Origin of the sequence: Bacteroides reticulotermitis JCM 10512 (assembly GCF_000517545.1) — a bacterium.
Lineage (GTDB): Bacteria > Bacteroidota > Bacteroidia > Bacteroidales > Bacteroidaceae > Bacteroides > Bacteroides reticulotermitis.
This window is the reverse complement of the sequence record NZ_BAIV01000005.1, coordinates 108,368-124,037: the sequence shown is the minus strand read 5'-3', so window position 1 is coordinate 124,037 and position 15,670 is coordinate 108,368. Positions and strand designations below refer to the sequence as shown.

The 15,670-nt window shown below is 43.7% G+C and carries 8 protein-coding genes and 2 pseudogenes; 6 read left to right on the top strand and 4 right to left on the bottom strand.

The window, feature by feature from the left end:
- The first annotated feature begins 4 nt into the window (after positions 1 to 4).
- The 6 genes and pseudogenes from JCM10512_RS04275 to JCM10512_RS04250 all read left to right on the top strand — a co-directional run bounded on the left by JCM10512_RS04275 (position 5) and on the right by JCM10512_RS04250 (position 9,283).
- A complete protein-coding gene (locus JCM10512_RS04275; protein ID WP_044160712.1) occupies positions 5 to 1,174 on the top strand; it encodes a DUF1735 and LamG domain-containing protein in 1,170 nt (389 codons plus the stop codon).
- 18 nt (positions 1,175 to 1,192) lie between these two features.
- Positions 1,193 to 2,407, top strand: a complete 1,215-nt coding sequence (locus JCM10512_RS04270; RefSeq protein WP_081741216.1) for a BACON domain-containing protein — start codon at positions 1,193 to 1,195, stop codon at positions 2,405 to 2,407.
- 157 nt (positions 2,408 to 2,564) lie between these two features.
- Complete coding sequence (locus JCM10512_RS04265) at positions 2,565 to 4,892, top strand: family 20 glycosylhydrolase (protein ID WP_081741215.1); 2,328 nt, start codon at positions 2,565 to 2,567, stop codon at positions 4,890 to 4,892.
- Positions 4,893 to 4,930: 38 nt separating this feature from the next.
- Positions 4,931 to 6,463 (top strand): sulfatase family protein, encoded by a 1,533-nt coding sequence (locus tag JCM10512_RS04260; RefSeq protein WP_394354201.1) that lies wholly within the window; start codon positions 4,931 to 4,933, stop codon positions 6,461 to 6,463.
- A gap of 143 nt (positions 6,464 to 6,606) precedes the next feature.
- A pseudogene (locus JCM10512_RS04255) lies at positions 6,607 to 8,075 on the top strand (arylsulfatase).
- The gene (locus tag JCM10512_RS04250; protein WP_044160707.1) at positions 8,072 to 9,283 is read left to right on the top strand and encodes a glycoside hydrolase family protein; all 1,212 of its coding nucleotides are present in this window, start codon (positions 8,072 to 8,074) and stop codon (positions 9,281 to 9,283) included. Before JCM10512_RS04255 ends, JCM10512_RS04250 begins: the two are co-directional and overlap by 4 nt.
- Positions 9,284 to 9,478: 195 nt before the next feature.
- Here JCM10512_RS04250 and JCM10512_RS04245 read toward each other — a convergent pair whose 3' ends face one another.
- From JCM10512_RS04245 to JCM10512_RS04235, 4 genes and pseudogenes are all read right to left on the bottom strand, one after another.
- A complete protein-coding gene (locus JCM10512_RS04245) occupies positions 9,479 to 10,717 on the bottom strand; it encodes a BACON domain-containing protein (protein WP_158332181.1) in 1,239 nt (412 codons plus the stop codon).
- Between the two features lie 11 nt (positions 10,718 to 10,728).
- Positions 10,729 to 12,083 (bottom strand): annotated as a pseudogene (locus JCM10512_RS21205) (SusD/RagB family nutrient-binding outer membrane lipoprotein).
- Positions 12,080 to 12,313, bottom strand: coding sequence for a hypothetical protein (locus JCM10512_RS21195; protein ID WP_052517097.1), 234 nt, complete (start codon positions 12,311 to 12,313; stop codon positions 12,080 to 12,082). Before JCM10512_RS21195 ends, JCM10512_RS21205 begins: the two are co-directional and overlap by 4 nt.
- 12 nt (positions 12,314 to 12,325) lie before the next feature.
- On the bottom strand, positions 12,326 to 15,655 hold the full coding sequence (locus JCM10512_RS04235) for a SusC/RagA family TonB-linked outer membrane protein (protein WP_044160703.1): 3,330 nt from the start codon (positions 15,653 to 15,655) through the stop codon (positions 12,326 to 12,328).
- Between the last annotated feature and the right edge of the window lie 15 nt (positions 15,656 to 15,670).

The following is a 15,670-nucleotide window of genomic DNA, read 5'->3' as shown; positions in this document are numbered from 1 at the left end:
AGATATGAAACGATATATAAAACATGTTTTTAGTGTATTACTTGCAACAGCATTTGTTGCAGGTTGTAATGATGCCGAATACAACGTAGCCGAAACGACTGTTTTCCTTCAGGAAAGTCTCGGAGAAGCCGGCATCGCAGGGCAGGTGACTATGATTCCAGCAGATGGAAAGAAGATCTCTCTTACTATGGCTTTGAGCGACAAGGTCAACGAGGATGTAATTCTTCGATTCGCAGTAGACGAAACTGCCCTTGCCACCTATAATAAGGAACAGTCGGGCGAGTACCTGCTTATGGACAAGGACTTGTATGACCTAGGACAAGATATAAAAATTACTGCGGGAAATTATGTATCTGAGCCAGTAGAAATCATTTTAAATAAGATTCCTGATGAAATAGCCGATCGCCCACTTGCACTGCCTCTGACAGTGGAGGTTGTTAAAAGCCATGTGAAGGTGGCTCCAGTAACTTCAAAGTATGTGATAGCTGTTACACCTGTGTTAATTAATGAGCTTGCACAGTTCTCGGGAGGCCCAAATCTCACAAATGAGAATTTTACCACCTTCTATCCGCAATACACCATCGAGTGCCGTTTCCAAATGCAGAACAGTGCTAATCGTAATCGCTTTGTATTCAATAACGGTTACTTGTCGGGGCGTTTTGAAGATCCCCAGCAGGCACAGGATGGACATGATGCCCACGCATTGGTACAGTTTCATGTAAATCCGGACAAATGGATTAACCCTGAACTTTCGTTCAAGTCTAATAAATGGCAACATTTGGCCGTATCCTATAATGGTACAGCCATTACCATCTATGTGAACGGAGCATTTGCGGGCACTAAAGAATATCCAGTAGAGAATGCCGGTCAGTTTAACTTTCTCAAGTGGTTTGAGTCAAGTACATATTGGGGGAGTTGCAAGCTACTCATCACGGAAGTACGTGTATGGTCTGTATGTAGAACCGAGAAGCAAATTCAGTCAAATATAAAATCAGTACTTCCGACATCTGCCGGACTTGAAGGATATTGGAGAGTCAATAAGACTACCTATAATGCAACAGATAAATCCTTTGCTGACCTTACAGAAAAAGGCCATCCACTAACTACAAACGCCACTAGTATCCAATGGGTTTCTGGTGTGTCATCCGAAGATACTAAAACAGATTGGAAATAACAAAAACAATTGAGAACTATGAATCTATTTATATTGAAACATAAGATGTTGGTACTCTTCGCAGCTACAGTAATGCTTACCGCTTGCGGAGAAGATGCCATTGAGGAAGTGGGTATCATTACCCTTGACCATGAGTTGTATGAGTGTAGTAAAGAAGGAGGCACTGTAGAGGTAAAAGTCAACAGCCCGGAAGATTGGACTCTGAAAGGTTATAGTTATTGGGCTATACCATCGGCTACCGAGGGAAAAAATGGTGATGTGATTACATTTACTGTTGAGGAGAATCTTTCTCTGCAGCCTCTTAAAATGGAATATATCTTTGTGGCAGGAAATGCCACAAAGCCGTTTACAATTAGACAGACAGAAGGTGAGTATGTAGAAGATGCCATTACCTTATCAGAAAATGCTCTGACAATCGGGCCTGACGGTGGAACGCTTGAGGCTACAATAACCAGTTCAAAAGGATGGTCAGTGAACAACTCTTCCAACAGTTGGTGTCGCATATCGTCCACAAAGGGTCAGAGCGGAGATAAAGTGACTTGGACAGTAGACCCTTCTTATCAAAGTTTGGATCGCAAACTGACATTCACATTCACACGAGGGTATGCGTCGGTTTCACTGACAATCACACAGAGCAAACGTGCATCCACTCCTAATGACATCGTCCTTTCAATGGAATCTGATAATGTTGGGGAAGAAGGCGGTACTATCATCTTGGCAGTAGAGTCAGCGTTGTACGACTGGACTATGTCGGTGGGAACTGGCACATGGTGTCATATTGATGACGCACATGGCGGTTCCAAAGATGACAAAAATGTCCAATTCACTTATACCGTTGATCCGAATACGACAGCATATGCTAGGACGAACACTACTACATTTAGAGCCGGCCCTACGACAAAAACATTTAAGATTACCCAAAAAGCTTGTCCGAAATCTCCTGATGACATTGTCCTTTCCGGTGAAACATTTGATATGCCGGCAGAAGGCGGAACGGTGGAGGTAGTTCTTAAGTCTGTAAAATATGATTGGACGATGACGACCTACCCCCCTAGTGGATGGACTTTGGATAATACAACGAGGAAAGGAAGTAAGGACGACAAGGATATAGTCTTTAACTTTACTGCGCCGATAAATACAGCTAAAAACGCAAAGACATGTAATATGTCATTCACTGTAGGGCCTACAACAAAGACAGTTAAGATTGTTCAGCAACCGGCCTCGATAAAATAAAGTACAGGATTCCGGTTGGTAAATTGAATGGCAGATGAGATTGGTCTTTTCTCGATTTCATCTGCCTTTTGTGAAGAAATGCCAAGGGACCAAATTGTAAACGATTGAATAATAGCCGGAAATAAATACCTAGTAATGAACCTAAATAACAAAAACAATGGTGAAAAACATTTTGATAACAGCTTGCATACTGATGATTTTATCCCCTTATTGGCTTTTTGCCGGAGAACTTACCATTATTCCGGTACCCACTAAGTGTGAGCAAAAGAAGAGCGAATTTATTGTGGATAGGCAAACAAGAATTCTTCTGCGAGAGGGCGCAAATGAAGAGATGCAAAATGCCACAGAGATATTCACAGAACTTTTTTCTACAGCAGCGGGGTATTCGTTACCTATATCTATTACAAATACGAACGAGTCGAAAAATGTGATAGAATGTCGTATTAATAGGAATTTGAAAAATATCGAATCGTACAAATTGACTGTTCGCCCATCTAAAATAGTATTGGAGGGGAAAACAGCGACGGGTATATTTTATGGTTTTCAGACATTAAGACAATTATTACCGGCGGAGATCGAAAGTAATGCAGAAGACAATACGAAAGTAAAATGGAGTATTCCATGTGCTGACATTGAAGACTCTCCGACATTTTCTTATCGGGGGCTTATGCTGGACGTATCGCGCCATTTCAAATCGGTTGAGGAAATAAAACGTAGCATCGACTTGATGGCTTTTCATAAATTAAATGTTCTGCATTGGCATCTAACAGACGACCAGGGGTGGCGAATTGAGATAAAAAAATATCCGAAACTAACAGAGGTTGGCGGATTTCGTGATAAAACAATTATCGGACATGCCAGCAAAAGACCGTATCAGTGGAATGTGAACCGCTATGGTGGTTTTTATACCCAAGAAGAAATCAAAGATGTGATAGCGTACGCACAAAAGCGCTTCGTGACAATTATTCCCGAAATAGAAATGCCAGGGCATTGTGTGGCTGCTTTGGCTGCTTATCCTGAATATTCATGTACAGGTGGACCTTTTGAAGTAGAAGGTCGCTGGGGAGTGTTTAAAGATGTGTATTGTACCAAAGAAGAAACATTTAGATTTTTAGAAGACATATTGGATGAAGTGGTGGCTTTATTCCCGTCAAGATACATTCATATTGGAGGTGATGAAGTTCCTAAAACTCGTTGGGAACGGTGTGCCGCTTGTCAAAAGCGTATACAGGAGAGCAATTTGCCAGATGAGGCTCATCTGCAGTCTTACTTCATCAACCGTATGGAAAAATTTCTGAACACCAAAGGGAAATCAATCATCGGGTGGGATGAGATATTGGAAGGAAATTTGTCCCAAAGCGCTACAGTGATGTCATGGCGGGGAATTAAGGGAGGAGTACGTGCAGCCAAAGAAGGTCGCGATGTCATTCTAAGTCCCAATAGCCACTTCTATTTCAACCACTACCAACTCGATCCTAAAACAGAACCTCTTAGTAACACCGGATATACTCCATTGGAAAAAGCCTATAGCTTTAATCCGTTACCTAAAGAATTAAACAGTGATGAGCAAAAGCGTATAATTGGCGTGCAAGCAAATCTCTGGAGCGAATATATGGATTCACAGGAAAAGAGTGATTATTTTCTTTATCCACGTGTCGCCGCTTTGGCAGAGGTAGGTTGGTCTCAATCGCAAAATAAAAATTTCATGGATTTTTATCAACGATTATTGCATATCGAAAAGCACTATGAAGCAATAGGAATCAATTATTGCAAGGGACATAAGCCGGAAAGCGCTGTACGGATCATGAGTTATAACGTGCGTAATGGAGTGGGGATAGATGAAAAAAAGGATTATGCACGGATAGCCAAAGTGATCAATGAGTATGCTCCCGATGTGGTGGCTGTACAGGAGTTGGACAGTGTAACCAAACGTAGTGGAGGTGTGAATGTACTTGCAGAATTGGCGAAACTCACTAACCGTCATTCGCTCTATGCAGCAAGTATTGATTTTATGGGAGGAAAATACGGAATAGGACTTCTTTCTAAAGAAAAACCACAGCAACAATATACAGTGCGTTTACCGAATTCAGAAGGAAAAGAAGCACGTGTAGCATTACTGGCAGAGTTTGAAGAATACATCGTTTGCTGTACGCATCTTTCTTTGTCGGAAAAAGAAAGATGCGAAAGTATTCCGGTAATTGAAAATGCACTGAAAGCATTGAACCGAAAGAAGTCGGTATTCTTGGCGGGAGACATGAATTCGAGTGCGGGGGATTTGACACAAAAAACGATTTTGCGTTCGTTTGATTACTTGAGTGCCAGTACACAACCTACTATTCCGGCAAATGAGCCGAAGGTCTGTATCGACTTTATTTACCAGTATAAGAAAGCCGGCAAGAAGGTTTCTGTAATGAATAAAGGAGTTGTGAATGGTGTTTATGGTTCTGATCACTTACCCATATTTGTTGATCTAACCATAAGATAATAAAGAAAGATATGCAAAAAATGAATATAGTATCTGCCATGACAGGCGTCATAACTTGTGTGTCTGTCGTCTCTTGTGCCAGTGGCGATAAAAAAAAGGAGCAGAAACCGCTGAATATTGTATATATTATGACCGACGATCATACTGCCCAAATGATGAGTTGTTATGATACGCGTTACATGGACACTCCGAATCTTGATCGCATTGCAGCCGACGGAGTGCGATTTACCCAAAGTTTTGTGGCTAACTCTTTAAGTGGCCCTAGTCGCGCCTGTATGATAACAGGGAAACACAGTTGTAGTAATAAATTTTATGATAATACCACTTGTGTATTTGACAGCTCGCAGCAGACTTTTCCGAAGCTTTTGCAGCAAGCCGGTTATCAGACTGCGTTGGTCGGGAAATGGCATCTTGAAAGTTTACCATCCGGATTTGATTATTGGGAAATTATTCCCGGACAAGGTTACTATTATAATCCCGATTTCATTACGCAGAACAATGATACCATTCAGAGACATGGCTATATTACCAATCTCATCACCGACGATGCCATTGATTGGATGGAAAACAAGCGTGATCCGAAGAAACCGTTTTGTTTGTTGATCCATCATAAAGCAATACATCGTAACTGGATGGCGGATATTAGTAACCTGACTTTGTATGAGGATAAAACTTTCCCGTTACCGGATAACTTCTTTGATGATTACGAAGGGCGTCCGGCTGCTGCAGCTCAAGAAATGAGTATTGTGAAGAACATGGATATGCTTTATGATTTAAAAATGTTGCTCCCGGATAAGGAATCACGTTTAAAGTCTCTTTATGAAGAATTTCTCGGAAGAATGGATAAAGAACAACGTGATGCGTGGGATCGATTTTATGTTCCGGTTATCAATGACTTCTATTCTAAAAATCTACAAGGGGAAGAACTTGCTAACTGGAAATTCCAACGTTATATGCGTGACTATATGAAAACAGTGAAATCTCTTGATGATAATGTCGGACGTGTACTCGATTATCTGAAAGAAAAAGGACTGTTGGATAATACACTAGTAGTTTATACTTCGGACCAGGGATTTTATATGGGTGAACATGGTTGGTTTGACAAGCGCTTTATGTACGAGGAATCGATGCGTACTCCTCTTATTATGCGTCTGCCTCAAGGTCTTGAACGGCGAGGAGATATAACTGAAATGGTACAGAACATTGATTATGCGCCTACTTTTCTCGAATTAACAGGAGCGGAAATCCCGGCAGATATTCAGGGAGTATCTCTTGTACCTCTTCTGAAAGGTGAACATCCCAAAGAATGGCGAAAGGCTCTTTATTATCATTTTTATGAATACCCAGCAGAACACATGGTGAAACGACATTACGGCATACGTACGGAACGCTATAAATTGATTCATTTCTACGATGATATTGATGAATGGGAGCTATATGATTTACAGTCTGACTCTACAGAAATGCATAACCTTTATGGGAAAACTGGCTATGACTCCTTGACTATAGAATTGAAAAGAGCACTTTTGAATTTACAGGTGATGTATAGCGATTCTATATATCGCAGATAAATTTAAATAAAAAGTAAAGCATGAAATGTGTGAGAATTATAATGTATTAAAATAATAGATCAATGAGTTATTATCAAATAGTAAGAATCGAAAGGTTGGGACTTTGTCTGGCAGGAGGTCTGGTATTAACTTCGCAATCGTTAATGGCAACTACTGGACATCCGAGTAAAAAAACACACATCATCCTGATTATGACAGATCAGCAACGGGGAGACGCTTGGGATGTGCCGGGAATGAAGCTGTTATTTCACCTCATATTGACCGATTAGCTGCCGATGGTCATTTATTCAGGAATGCCTATACAGCTTCTCCCAGTAGCACTCCTGCCCGTGCCGGGCTACTGACCGGTATGTCTCCCTGGCATCATGGATTACTAGGGTACGGACAGGTAGCAGAACATTATCAATATGAGATGCCGCAAATGCTAAAAGATCTAGGTTACCATACTTTGGGGATAGGCAAAATGCATTGGCATCCTCAAAATGCATTGCATGGTTTCGAAGCAACCCTTATAGATGAAAGTGGGCGGGTAGAGTCACCTTATTTTATGAGCGATTATCGTAAATGGTTTAATACAGAGGCCTTCGGATTGAACCCAGATAGTACCGGACTGAAATGGAATGCACATGGTGCAAAGATATATGCTTTACCTGAAAGATTGCATCCTACCGTATGGACAGCAGACCGTGCAATAGAAGCAATCAAGGGATATACCTCCGATCAACCTCTATTTCTGAAAATTTCGTTTGCGCGACCTCATAGTCCTTATGATCCTCCTCAACGGATATTAGATATGTACCAGGGGAGAAATATACCTGATCCCGTCATCGGAAACTGGTGTGAGAGTTTGCCGAAAAGTGCTCAGCCGGAAAGAACTCCCGAAGCCTATTCAGGAAACTTTGGTACGGAATATGCGCGAAACTCCCGAAAACACTATTACGCTTCTATCACTTTCATTGACGAACAGGTGGGACGCATTATCGAGGAACTGAAGAAGAAAGGGATGTATGAAGACGCACTTATTTGTTTTGTAGCAGACCATGGAGATATGCTAGGTGACCATTATCTATGGCGTAAAACCTATGCATATGAGGGTTCAGCTGCTATTCCGTATATTATTAAGTTACCACATTCACGCAAAGAAGTCCTTAAAGCAGGTATCCCCATTGATGAGCCTGTTGAACTACGTGATCTTTTACCTACTTTTTTGGCAATAAACGATGTGGAGATTCCCGAAGCGATGGATGGAATGTCATTATTGCCATTGATAGAAAAGAAGGATCATTTATGGAGAAAGTTTATTGATATTGAACATGCATCTGCTTATTGGCAAAATAATTATTGGTGTGCCCTCACTGATGGAAAAGTTAAATATATATGGTTCTTTCTTACTGGAGAGGAACAGTTATTTGACTTAGTACACGATGCTGGTGAAGTAAATGATTTATCCAAAGATTCTTCTTTTCAAGAGTTGATGGAATCCATGCGTAAAGCAATGGCGGAGCATCTGCAAGAACGCGGAGAGGAATGGGTAAAAGAAGGCAGACTTGTGATACGCAAAGAAAGCTTGTTATATAGTCCTAATTATCCGGATAATAAAAGGAATAAATGATGAAGATAGTTTATATGTCATTGATCTGTTTCTTTGTAGTTGAGGCTTGGGGACAGAATAAGTATGAGGCTGAAGCCGTTGATTTATCACTCATACCAAAGGATAATTCTATATTTGCTACCGGGTTTTCCGGATTTTCTTTAGAAAATCACTTTGTGTGGTGTGGGTCGGCAATTCGCGCTGTAGAAGATGGAAAATATTATCTCTTTTATTCTGCCATGGATGCAGGACCACAATATCCGGCATTTGGTGAAGCTTGGCTACTAGGCTCTAAAATAGGTGTAGCAGTGTCCGATTCTCCGCATGGAGGCTATCGAAATATAGGTTTTGTGTACAATAAAGACGGATATACACCTGACACAAGTACATGGGACGCGCAAACCGTATCTAATACTCATATTAAACTGTTCAATGGAAAGTATTATTTGTACTATTGTGGTTCTGTTGACCCGGGTGAGAATGCTTGTATTAAAGGAAAGTTGAGTAGAAGTCAGCGCATTCAGCAGAATCAGAAATTAGGAGTACTGAGTTTTAACACGATTAGAGAATTGCTTGAAGGCAAATATACTTGTCATGTAGAGCCGTTATTGATTCCACGTACCCGGGTAAAGGCTGATAATATATTGAATCCTTCGCCTGAAGGTACTATTGTTAAACCAGACAATATCATCATGGTAAATCCAACAGTTGTCAACCGGCCTTCCGACAAGAAATATCTGCTCTTCTTCAAAGGAAATGTTTATGATCCAACTTGGCGGGGGGTACATGGAGTTGCTGTGTCTGATAATCCAGATGGCCCCTTTATTGTAATGGATGATTATGTATTTGAGCCTAAGGATCAAAAAGGGCAGAAGTTGAGTGCAGAAGATCCCTTTGTGTGGTATCATAGAAAAGACAAGTTATTTTATGCGATATTCAAGGATTTTACAGGATTATGTACTAGAGGACAACCTGGATTGGCGTTGATGTATTCTACTGACGGGTTTCATTGGGAACTCCCGAAAGAATCTCTGTTTATGAAAAAAGAATTTTTATTGAAGAATGGAGATCATGTAGCAGTAGATCGTTTAGAAAGACCACAATTATTTTTGGATGAGAGTGATGATCCGATTGTGCTTTATGCCGCTTGTTCAATTACCCCTCTAAATAAAAAACGGGATGGAAGTTCGTTCAATATTCAAATACCAATAAGAAAGAGTAAGCTTTAATCAAAAAAAGCAGTTCAAGCTACTAAGCTCTACTTTAAAAGTTTATACCAGATAGAGTCGATATTCCATACCGGATTTTGACAGAAGACAGAGTATCTTACAAAACGACTTCTATAAGAGAGCAAGAAGTAGCAAAGCAAAAAGAGGTGCTCCACCAACGTGGGCACCTCTCCGCTTTCCATTTCAAAATACTTTTTATTTTTCCAATACCACGATATCATCTAAGAAGATACGATTCTTCCCTGAACCGACGCTTCCCAACGCACTATCGTACACGCCACCCAGGAATACCAACTGCGTATTTGCAGTCGCTCCCTTCACCGTAATGGTACGTTCGGCCAGAGCCGGCGCCCATACATCGTAATCGGTTCCGTTCTCCATGTTACTGGAATTCGGATAATTATCAATCGTAAAGGAGACAAACTTCAGGTCTGCACCGGCATAGTTCACGGTAACTCCACCTTCTAAGGTGCCGTCGCCCAGTACACCTACATATAAGGTATTATCATCCTTAGCCCCGCCTTTTGAGATGTAAGCGGTTGCTTTAAACGATACCACAACATCCCGGCTACCCGTTATGGAAGCCAGCTTCGGAGATACAACATCACCGCCGTAGCTCGTCTTACCCAGCTTGATAAATCCGGGACGAGAATAGCACCATCCGCTCCGGCTTGTCCAGCCGTGCCCCATCTCGTCATTTGTCCATTTGGTGATTGCTGTCTCTCCGGTTGTTTCCCAATGAATGGCATTACCGTAGTTGAGCCAGCTAAAGTCTTCGTACAACAATGCGCCTGTTTGCGTAATCGTAATTTGAGCCGTTACATCGGGATGCTCAACGCCTAACAGCGTCAATACAGCCGTCCGCGTTTTTCCCAGGTTATTCTTCGAAGCGGTAAATGCCAGCGAGCTCTCGGTTATTTCACCCGGTGTGAGCCAGTCGGCACCTTCACTCAGTTCATACCGCCAGGTAATGTTTGACACCACCGGTACTTTGACCGAGCCTCCATCACGGGCCACGACCAGCCCACTCTCGGAACCTGTTATCCGGATAGCAGGTACACTGGCATCCTGTTCCACTCGGAACAATGTCGCTTGTTCTTCTCCGCCTACTACGAAGGCAAAGTTCGCCACCCGTTCATCAAATGTCATATTCTCTTTGACCGAGATTCGGATCATACCGTCCGCATCTCCCTCCATCGGAAAGATACGCACCCAGTCGGCGTCACCTTGGGCAACAATCTTCCAGGGGCGGTTGGAACGAACTATATATTTCTGCGCTTTCGTCAGATCGTAGTCAATTCCGGACTTCGATACCGACAAGGAAGTTGGGTTGCCTTCGATTGTGAAATAAGGATCTCCCCCGTTTTCTTCATCACTACAAGCAGTCCAGAGACAAGCCGCTGCAAATAGAAAAAGTATATTCTTTAGTTTCATACGTTCGTGATTCATTTACTGTTATTAATCGCTTTTAGACTCCACCACACCGGCGTCTTCATATCGTTGGCACCTCCCATACGCTCGAGTGCCGCCTCAGCATTGGCGTGATTGGTAGCCAAAGTAACCGATGAATAGCCAAAACGGGCAGGGAACTGGAAATCATTATAATCGGTTCCCGCACCGATCGTCAATTCCGGATAACCGGTGCGTCGGTATTCGTGGTAAGCTTCCATACCTACCCAGAACAATGCCAGAAACTTCTGATTGCCCAACAGCTCCTGCTTGTTGATCGCGTTTTCCCAAGAAGCCAGTTTCGAGTTGAGGAACGTAGTCATATCAGCTTCCGTAATCGTCACCGGGGTGAGGCTTAGACTTCCCAAAGCCCCCCATTTCTCTAACGATGCTTTTACCGCAGCTTCATAGTACGACTTCGCCTTGGTTTCTCCACCACTGATCAGACCTTTCAGCGCAGCCTCCGCATAGATAAACTGCACCTCGGCAAAATCCATGAAAGTAGCCGGTGCATTCGAACGGCATAACACACCGAAGTTCAGGAAGGCTGCCCCGGCATCCACCGAATTCATCTCCTCACGTGTGCAACCGCCTACAGTTCCTTTCCAAATATTGATCTTTACTTTATTAACCTCGATGGTCGCATTCGGATTTTTACGCCCGTAAATGGCAAGACGCGGGTCTTCATACACCTGCAAATTATCTTCCGTAACTACAGTCATCTTAATTAGCTGCGTCGTAAGCTTGCGCCCGCTTGTTGTGAAATTACCTTCATTCATGGCGTCGAAGTAGCTTGCATAGGGTTTGATTCCCGAGAAATTGACCACTGCATTGTCAGCATTCGAAGTAAACACGGGATAAGTAGCCGGATTCGCCAAGATCTCTGTCATCTTCTGTCCTACATTCATTTCCGACCGTCCACTCACCCTACAAAGCAAACGCAAGTATAAAGAGTTGTTGAACTTCTGCCACGCCTTCATATTCCTTTGTACATACCGTCCAACTCGGGCTTCTGGAAAACCGGAGATTCGGCATACAACTTATTGGCTGTTTCCAACTCAGCAAACATCTGCCGGTATACATCGGCCTGAGAATCGAACTTCGGTTTGGTTGTTCCTCCCGGAGTTCGTGCCTGAAAAGCCTCCGAATACGGAATGTCGCCATGCATATCGGTCAGGTTATACATATTCAGAACTTTCAGCGTCAAGGCTACTGCCTCTACCGCCTTATCATCGCGCTGCGCTGCAAGATCGTACATGTGGACGGCGTTACCGGCAAATCCCGAGTACTTATTCCACACGCTTTTCCAGTCGCCATCCGATATTTTGTAGCGATGCTCCTCACGAGTCACCCCACCCGTAAAGGCGGTAAACTGTATAAGTTCGTCATTCCAGTACCAAGTATAATTCTGCCAGTCGTCCCGCCATTATAAAGTAAAGGTTCGAACATCCCATAGGGATTGACGTCTCCCACCAACATTTTATTGGGATCGACATTCGCATCTTCCAGTCCGCCGGTGCAAGCAGTGAGTCCACTCAATAGCAACACACCTGCCAACCAATTATTTCTTATCATATTCATCGTCTGATTCTTTTAAAATGAAAGTTTTACATTCAAGCCATACGTACGTGTCATCGGATAGGCCATAGCCTCAATTCCTTTATGGATGTTGGTTCCATCGAGCATACCTGTTTCGGGATCGTATTGGGGGAAGCTGGTTATGCAGAAAAGATTAGTAGCATATACACCCACCTCAGCGCCCTGCAAGAATCCGGTGCGGGCACAAAGTTTAGCCGGCAAACGGTAATCCAGACGAACCTCTTTAAGCTTCAGGAAAGAAGTATCGAATGTATTCTCTTCCACATTGTCACGTGTCCACACATAGGCATTGTAATACGTTTGAATATTACTGGTTACAGTCGCATTCTTGCTATAAGTTACGCTTCCGTCCGAGGCTTTCACCGCATTGACTCCACCAACAACCAAACCGTCATAACGCCCCGGCAAGGAGTTCTTCAACTTACCCTGATAAGACAAACTGAAATTGGTAACTGAGTAAGCTTTCCCGCCCAGCTGACCGGTAAAAGAGGCCGCAAGAGTCAGCCCTTTGTAGGAGAAGCGTTGCGTCATTCCCCCTTTCCAATCGGGATTCACTTTCCCGATCTTACGGTCCGGACTGGTATCCAACAATGGGTAACCGGTTGCCGCATCGACGAGCTTCATGCCGGAACAGTCGATCTTATTTCCATTATCATCCAGATAGAAAGAACCTTCGGGTGCACGCTGATAGCCTTTACCGTAAATAACGTTCATCTCTTTGCCAATATACGAATATACATATACCCGGCTACCGATGGTAGTACCCATATCAGTTTGCAACGGTTCGCTCGGGTCCCATCCGTCTTGCAGGCTTACCAACTTATTCCAGTTCTTAGCCCAGTTGACATCGAACGACCATTCAAAATCGCGGGTGCGTACAGGCACGAAATGCGCCGAAACCTCAATACCTTTGTTCTGTATTTCACCTGCATTAATCTTCTTGCTAGACGCTCCTGTGATCTGGTCAATCGTTGCATTCACAATCTGATCGGTCGTTGACGATTTATACACTGCCAAGTCGAAAGAAACGCGATTATGCAAGAAGTGTCCTTCCAAGCCGGCTTCCCAGCTCTCTACATTCTCCGGCTTAATCAGGTAATTGGCTATCGAACCCGGCAATGTATAACCGCCGGAATAATCGGTATTACTATATGAGTCGTACAAAGAATAGGGAGACGTATCGTTACCTACATTTGCCCACGACAGACGCAGTTTAAGCATATCCACCCAGGAAGCACGTTCGCGAAGATTGAGAACGCGATCCAGCAATATGCTTGTGCTTACCGAAGGATAGAAATACGACCAATTACCCGAAGCCAATGTGCTCGACCAGTCGTTACGTGCGGTAACGTCGAGGAAGTAAGTATCCTGCCAGCTTGCCGAAACGAATCCGTAGAAGCTGTTGACGATCTTTTTACTCCGGTAGTTATAAGGTTTGGGAATGGAGTTAGCGGGCGAGTTGTTCACATTGTAAACGCCTTCTTCACTCAACTGTTCCAAAGTAATCCGGTTGGTGAAGTATTTGTTCTGCATATTATTTCCTCCGAATGCGGCTGTAAACCCAAGGCGATTGTCTAGCCAGGAGTTGTTGACATAGCGAAGCAAAAAGTCGGTATTGTATTCGTAGGTACGGATTGTTTGCTCCCGATACATACCTTTGGGCGAGTCGGCCACGTAGTACGGCTTGCGCTGTGTACGGAACTCATCGTTGAGATCCAAGCCGGAATGTACATCGAGCGACAACCCTTTCCACAATTGGAAAGTCAACCCCAAGGTTCCGAAAACACGGTCCTTGTCTACCGAGTTCAACTCTTCGTACAAGGTACGGTAAGGGTTGTACGAACTGGCAGAAGGAAATACTAAGCTATTGCCATTATCTCCCACCGTGTTGTTGTAGTTAGTCGCATTGAAACGCCCTTGGAAATATTCGTTCTTCCAGTCATTGATGCTGTTGGAGTTGTAACCCCATACCAAAGCATACATCGGGCTTGTCTCGTCATATCCGCTAACGGGAAGGTTATCACTTCCCTTATGGTTGTAGTTCACCTTGGCGTTCAGCTTGATGTATTTATTGATCTCTGTATTGAACGAGAGAGAGACCGATTGCCGTTGGAAACCTGTATTCGGCAGAATCCAACTGTTGCGCGAATCGGTAATAGACAGACGGGTACTGGTACCTTTTCCGTTGCTTCCATCTATTGTTACTGTATTATTAAAGGTAGTGCCGGTTTGAAACAGTCCGGTGTACCAATCGTCCTGATAAACCCAGGGAGTCTTTTCAAACGTACCTGTATCCCAGTTCTTGGAGTTATACTGATAGCGTAGTTTGCTCGCATCGAACTTCTCACCGAAAGCATAGCGGGAGATGTTACGCGATACCGCAACACCATCCGGTGCTTGTTCGCCTGTGAGTGTCCAGAAAGCGTAAGGGCTTGTTCCCATATCGGCACCCGAACCATACTCGGTTTGAAAGTCCGGAAAGTATCCGGCCCTCTCAAAAGTTACGGAGGAATTTACGGTAACCCCAATCCCCTTATCTTTACGTCCCGACTTGGTCGTAATCACAATGGCTCCGTTCGCAGCACGCGATCCATATAAAGCCGTAGCACCAGGACCTTTCAGAACCGTAACCGATTCTATATCTTCCGGATTGAGATCTCCGGCACCATTTCCGAAATCAACAGGGGCATCGCCATTGGCGTAATTACTCCCGCTACCGATAGCCGTCGTTCCCGAAGACACGGGTATGCCGTCTACAACAAACAAGGCTTCATTATTACCATAGTTCAACGACTGGTCGCCACGCAACGTTACACGCAGCGAACCGGCAGGGCCTGTACCTGCCTGATCTAAAGTCAAGCCGGCTACTTTACCGTTCATCGCGTTCAGCCAGTTGCCCGATACCGTACTTGTCAAAGCAGCGTTATCCACCTTCGTTACCGAATAGCCCAATGACTTTTGCTCCCGTGTCAACCCGAGAGCCGTCACCACCACGCCTTCCAATTCGACAGTCGATTCCTGCATGATGATCGTCAGGTTCGTACGCCCTTTCAATGGGATTTCCTGTTTGACGAAACCCACAGATTGGAAAGTCAACACGTGATTATCTCCGGTGAGATTCAGCACGAACTTTCCTTCCATGTCGGTCACTGTACCGACTTTCGTTCCTTTCAGCAATACGGTAGCACCAATCAGGGGTGTCCGTCCATCTGCTTCCAGCACCGTTCCACGCACTTCCTTTTGAACATCCGCCATCAGTGGTAATACCGAAAGCGTACATAGAAAGACTAGCAAAAATGCCTTGAAGTTTTGTTTTAGTTTCATAAGATTAAATGATTA

Coding starts and splice junctions, on each gene's coding strand:
- JCM10512_RS04250 (WP_044160707.1), top strand. CDS start 8,072: ATGATGAAGATAGTTTATATGTCATTGATCTGTTTCTTTGTAGTTGAG.
- JCM10512_RS21195 (WP_052517097.1), bottom strand. CDS start 12,313: ATGAATATGATAAGAAATAATTGGTTGGCAGGTGTGTTGCTATTGAGT.
- JCM10512_RS04265 (WP_081741215.1), top strand. CDS start 2,565: ATGGTGAAAAACATTTTGATAACAGCTTGCATACTGATGATTTTATCC.
- JCM10512_RS04275 (WP_044160712.1), top strand. CDS start 5: ATGAAACGATATATAAAACATGTTTTTAGTGTATTACTTGCAACAGCA.
- JCM10512_RS04235 (WP_044160703.1), bottom strand. CDS start 15,655: ATGAAACTAAAACAAAACTTCAAGGCATTTTTGCTAGTCTTTCTATGT.
- JCM10512_RS04270 (WP_081741216.1), top strand. CDS start 1,193: ATGAATCTATTTATATTGAAACATAAGATGTTGGTACTCTTCGCAGCT.
- JCM10512_RS04245 (WP_158332181.1), bottom strand. CDS start 10,717: ATGAAACTAAAGAATATACTTTTTCTATTTGCAGCGGCTTGTCTCTGG.
- JCM10512_RS04260 (WP_394354201.1), top strand. CDS start 4,931: ATGACAGGCGTCATAACTTGTGTGTCTGTCGTCTCTTGTGCCAGTGGC.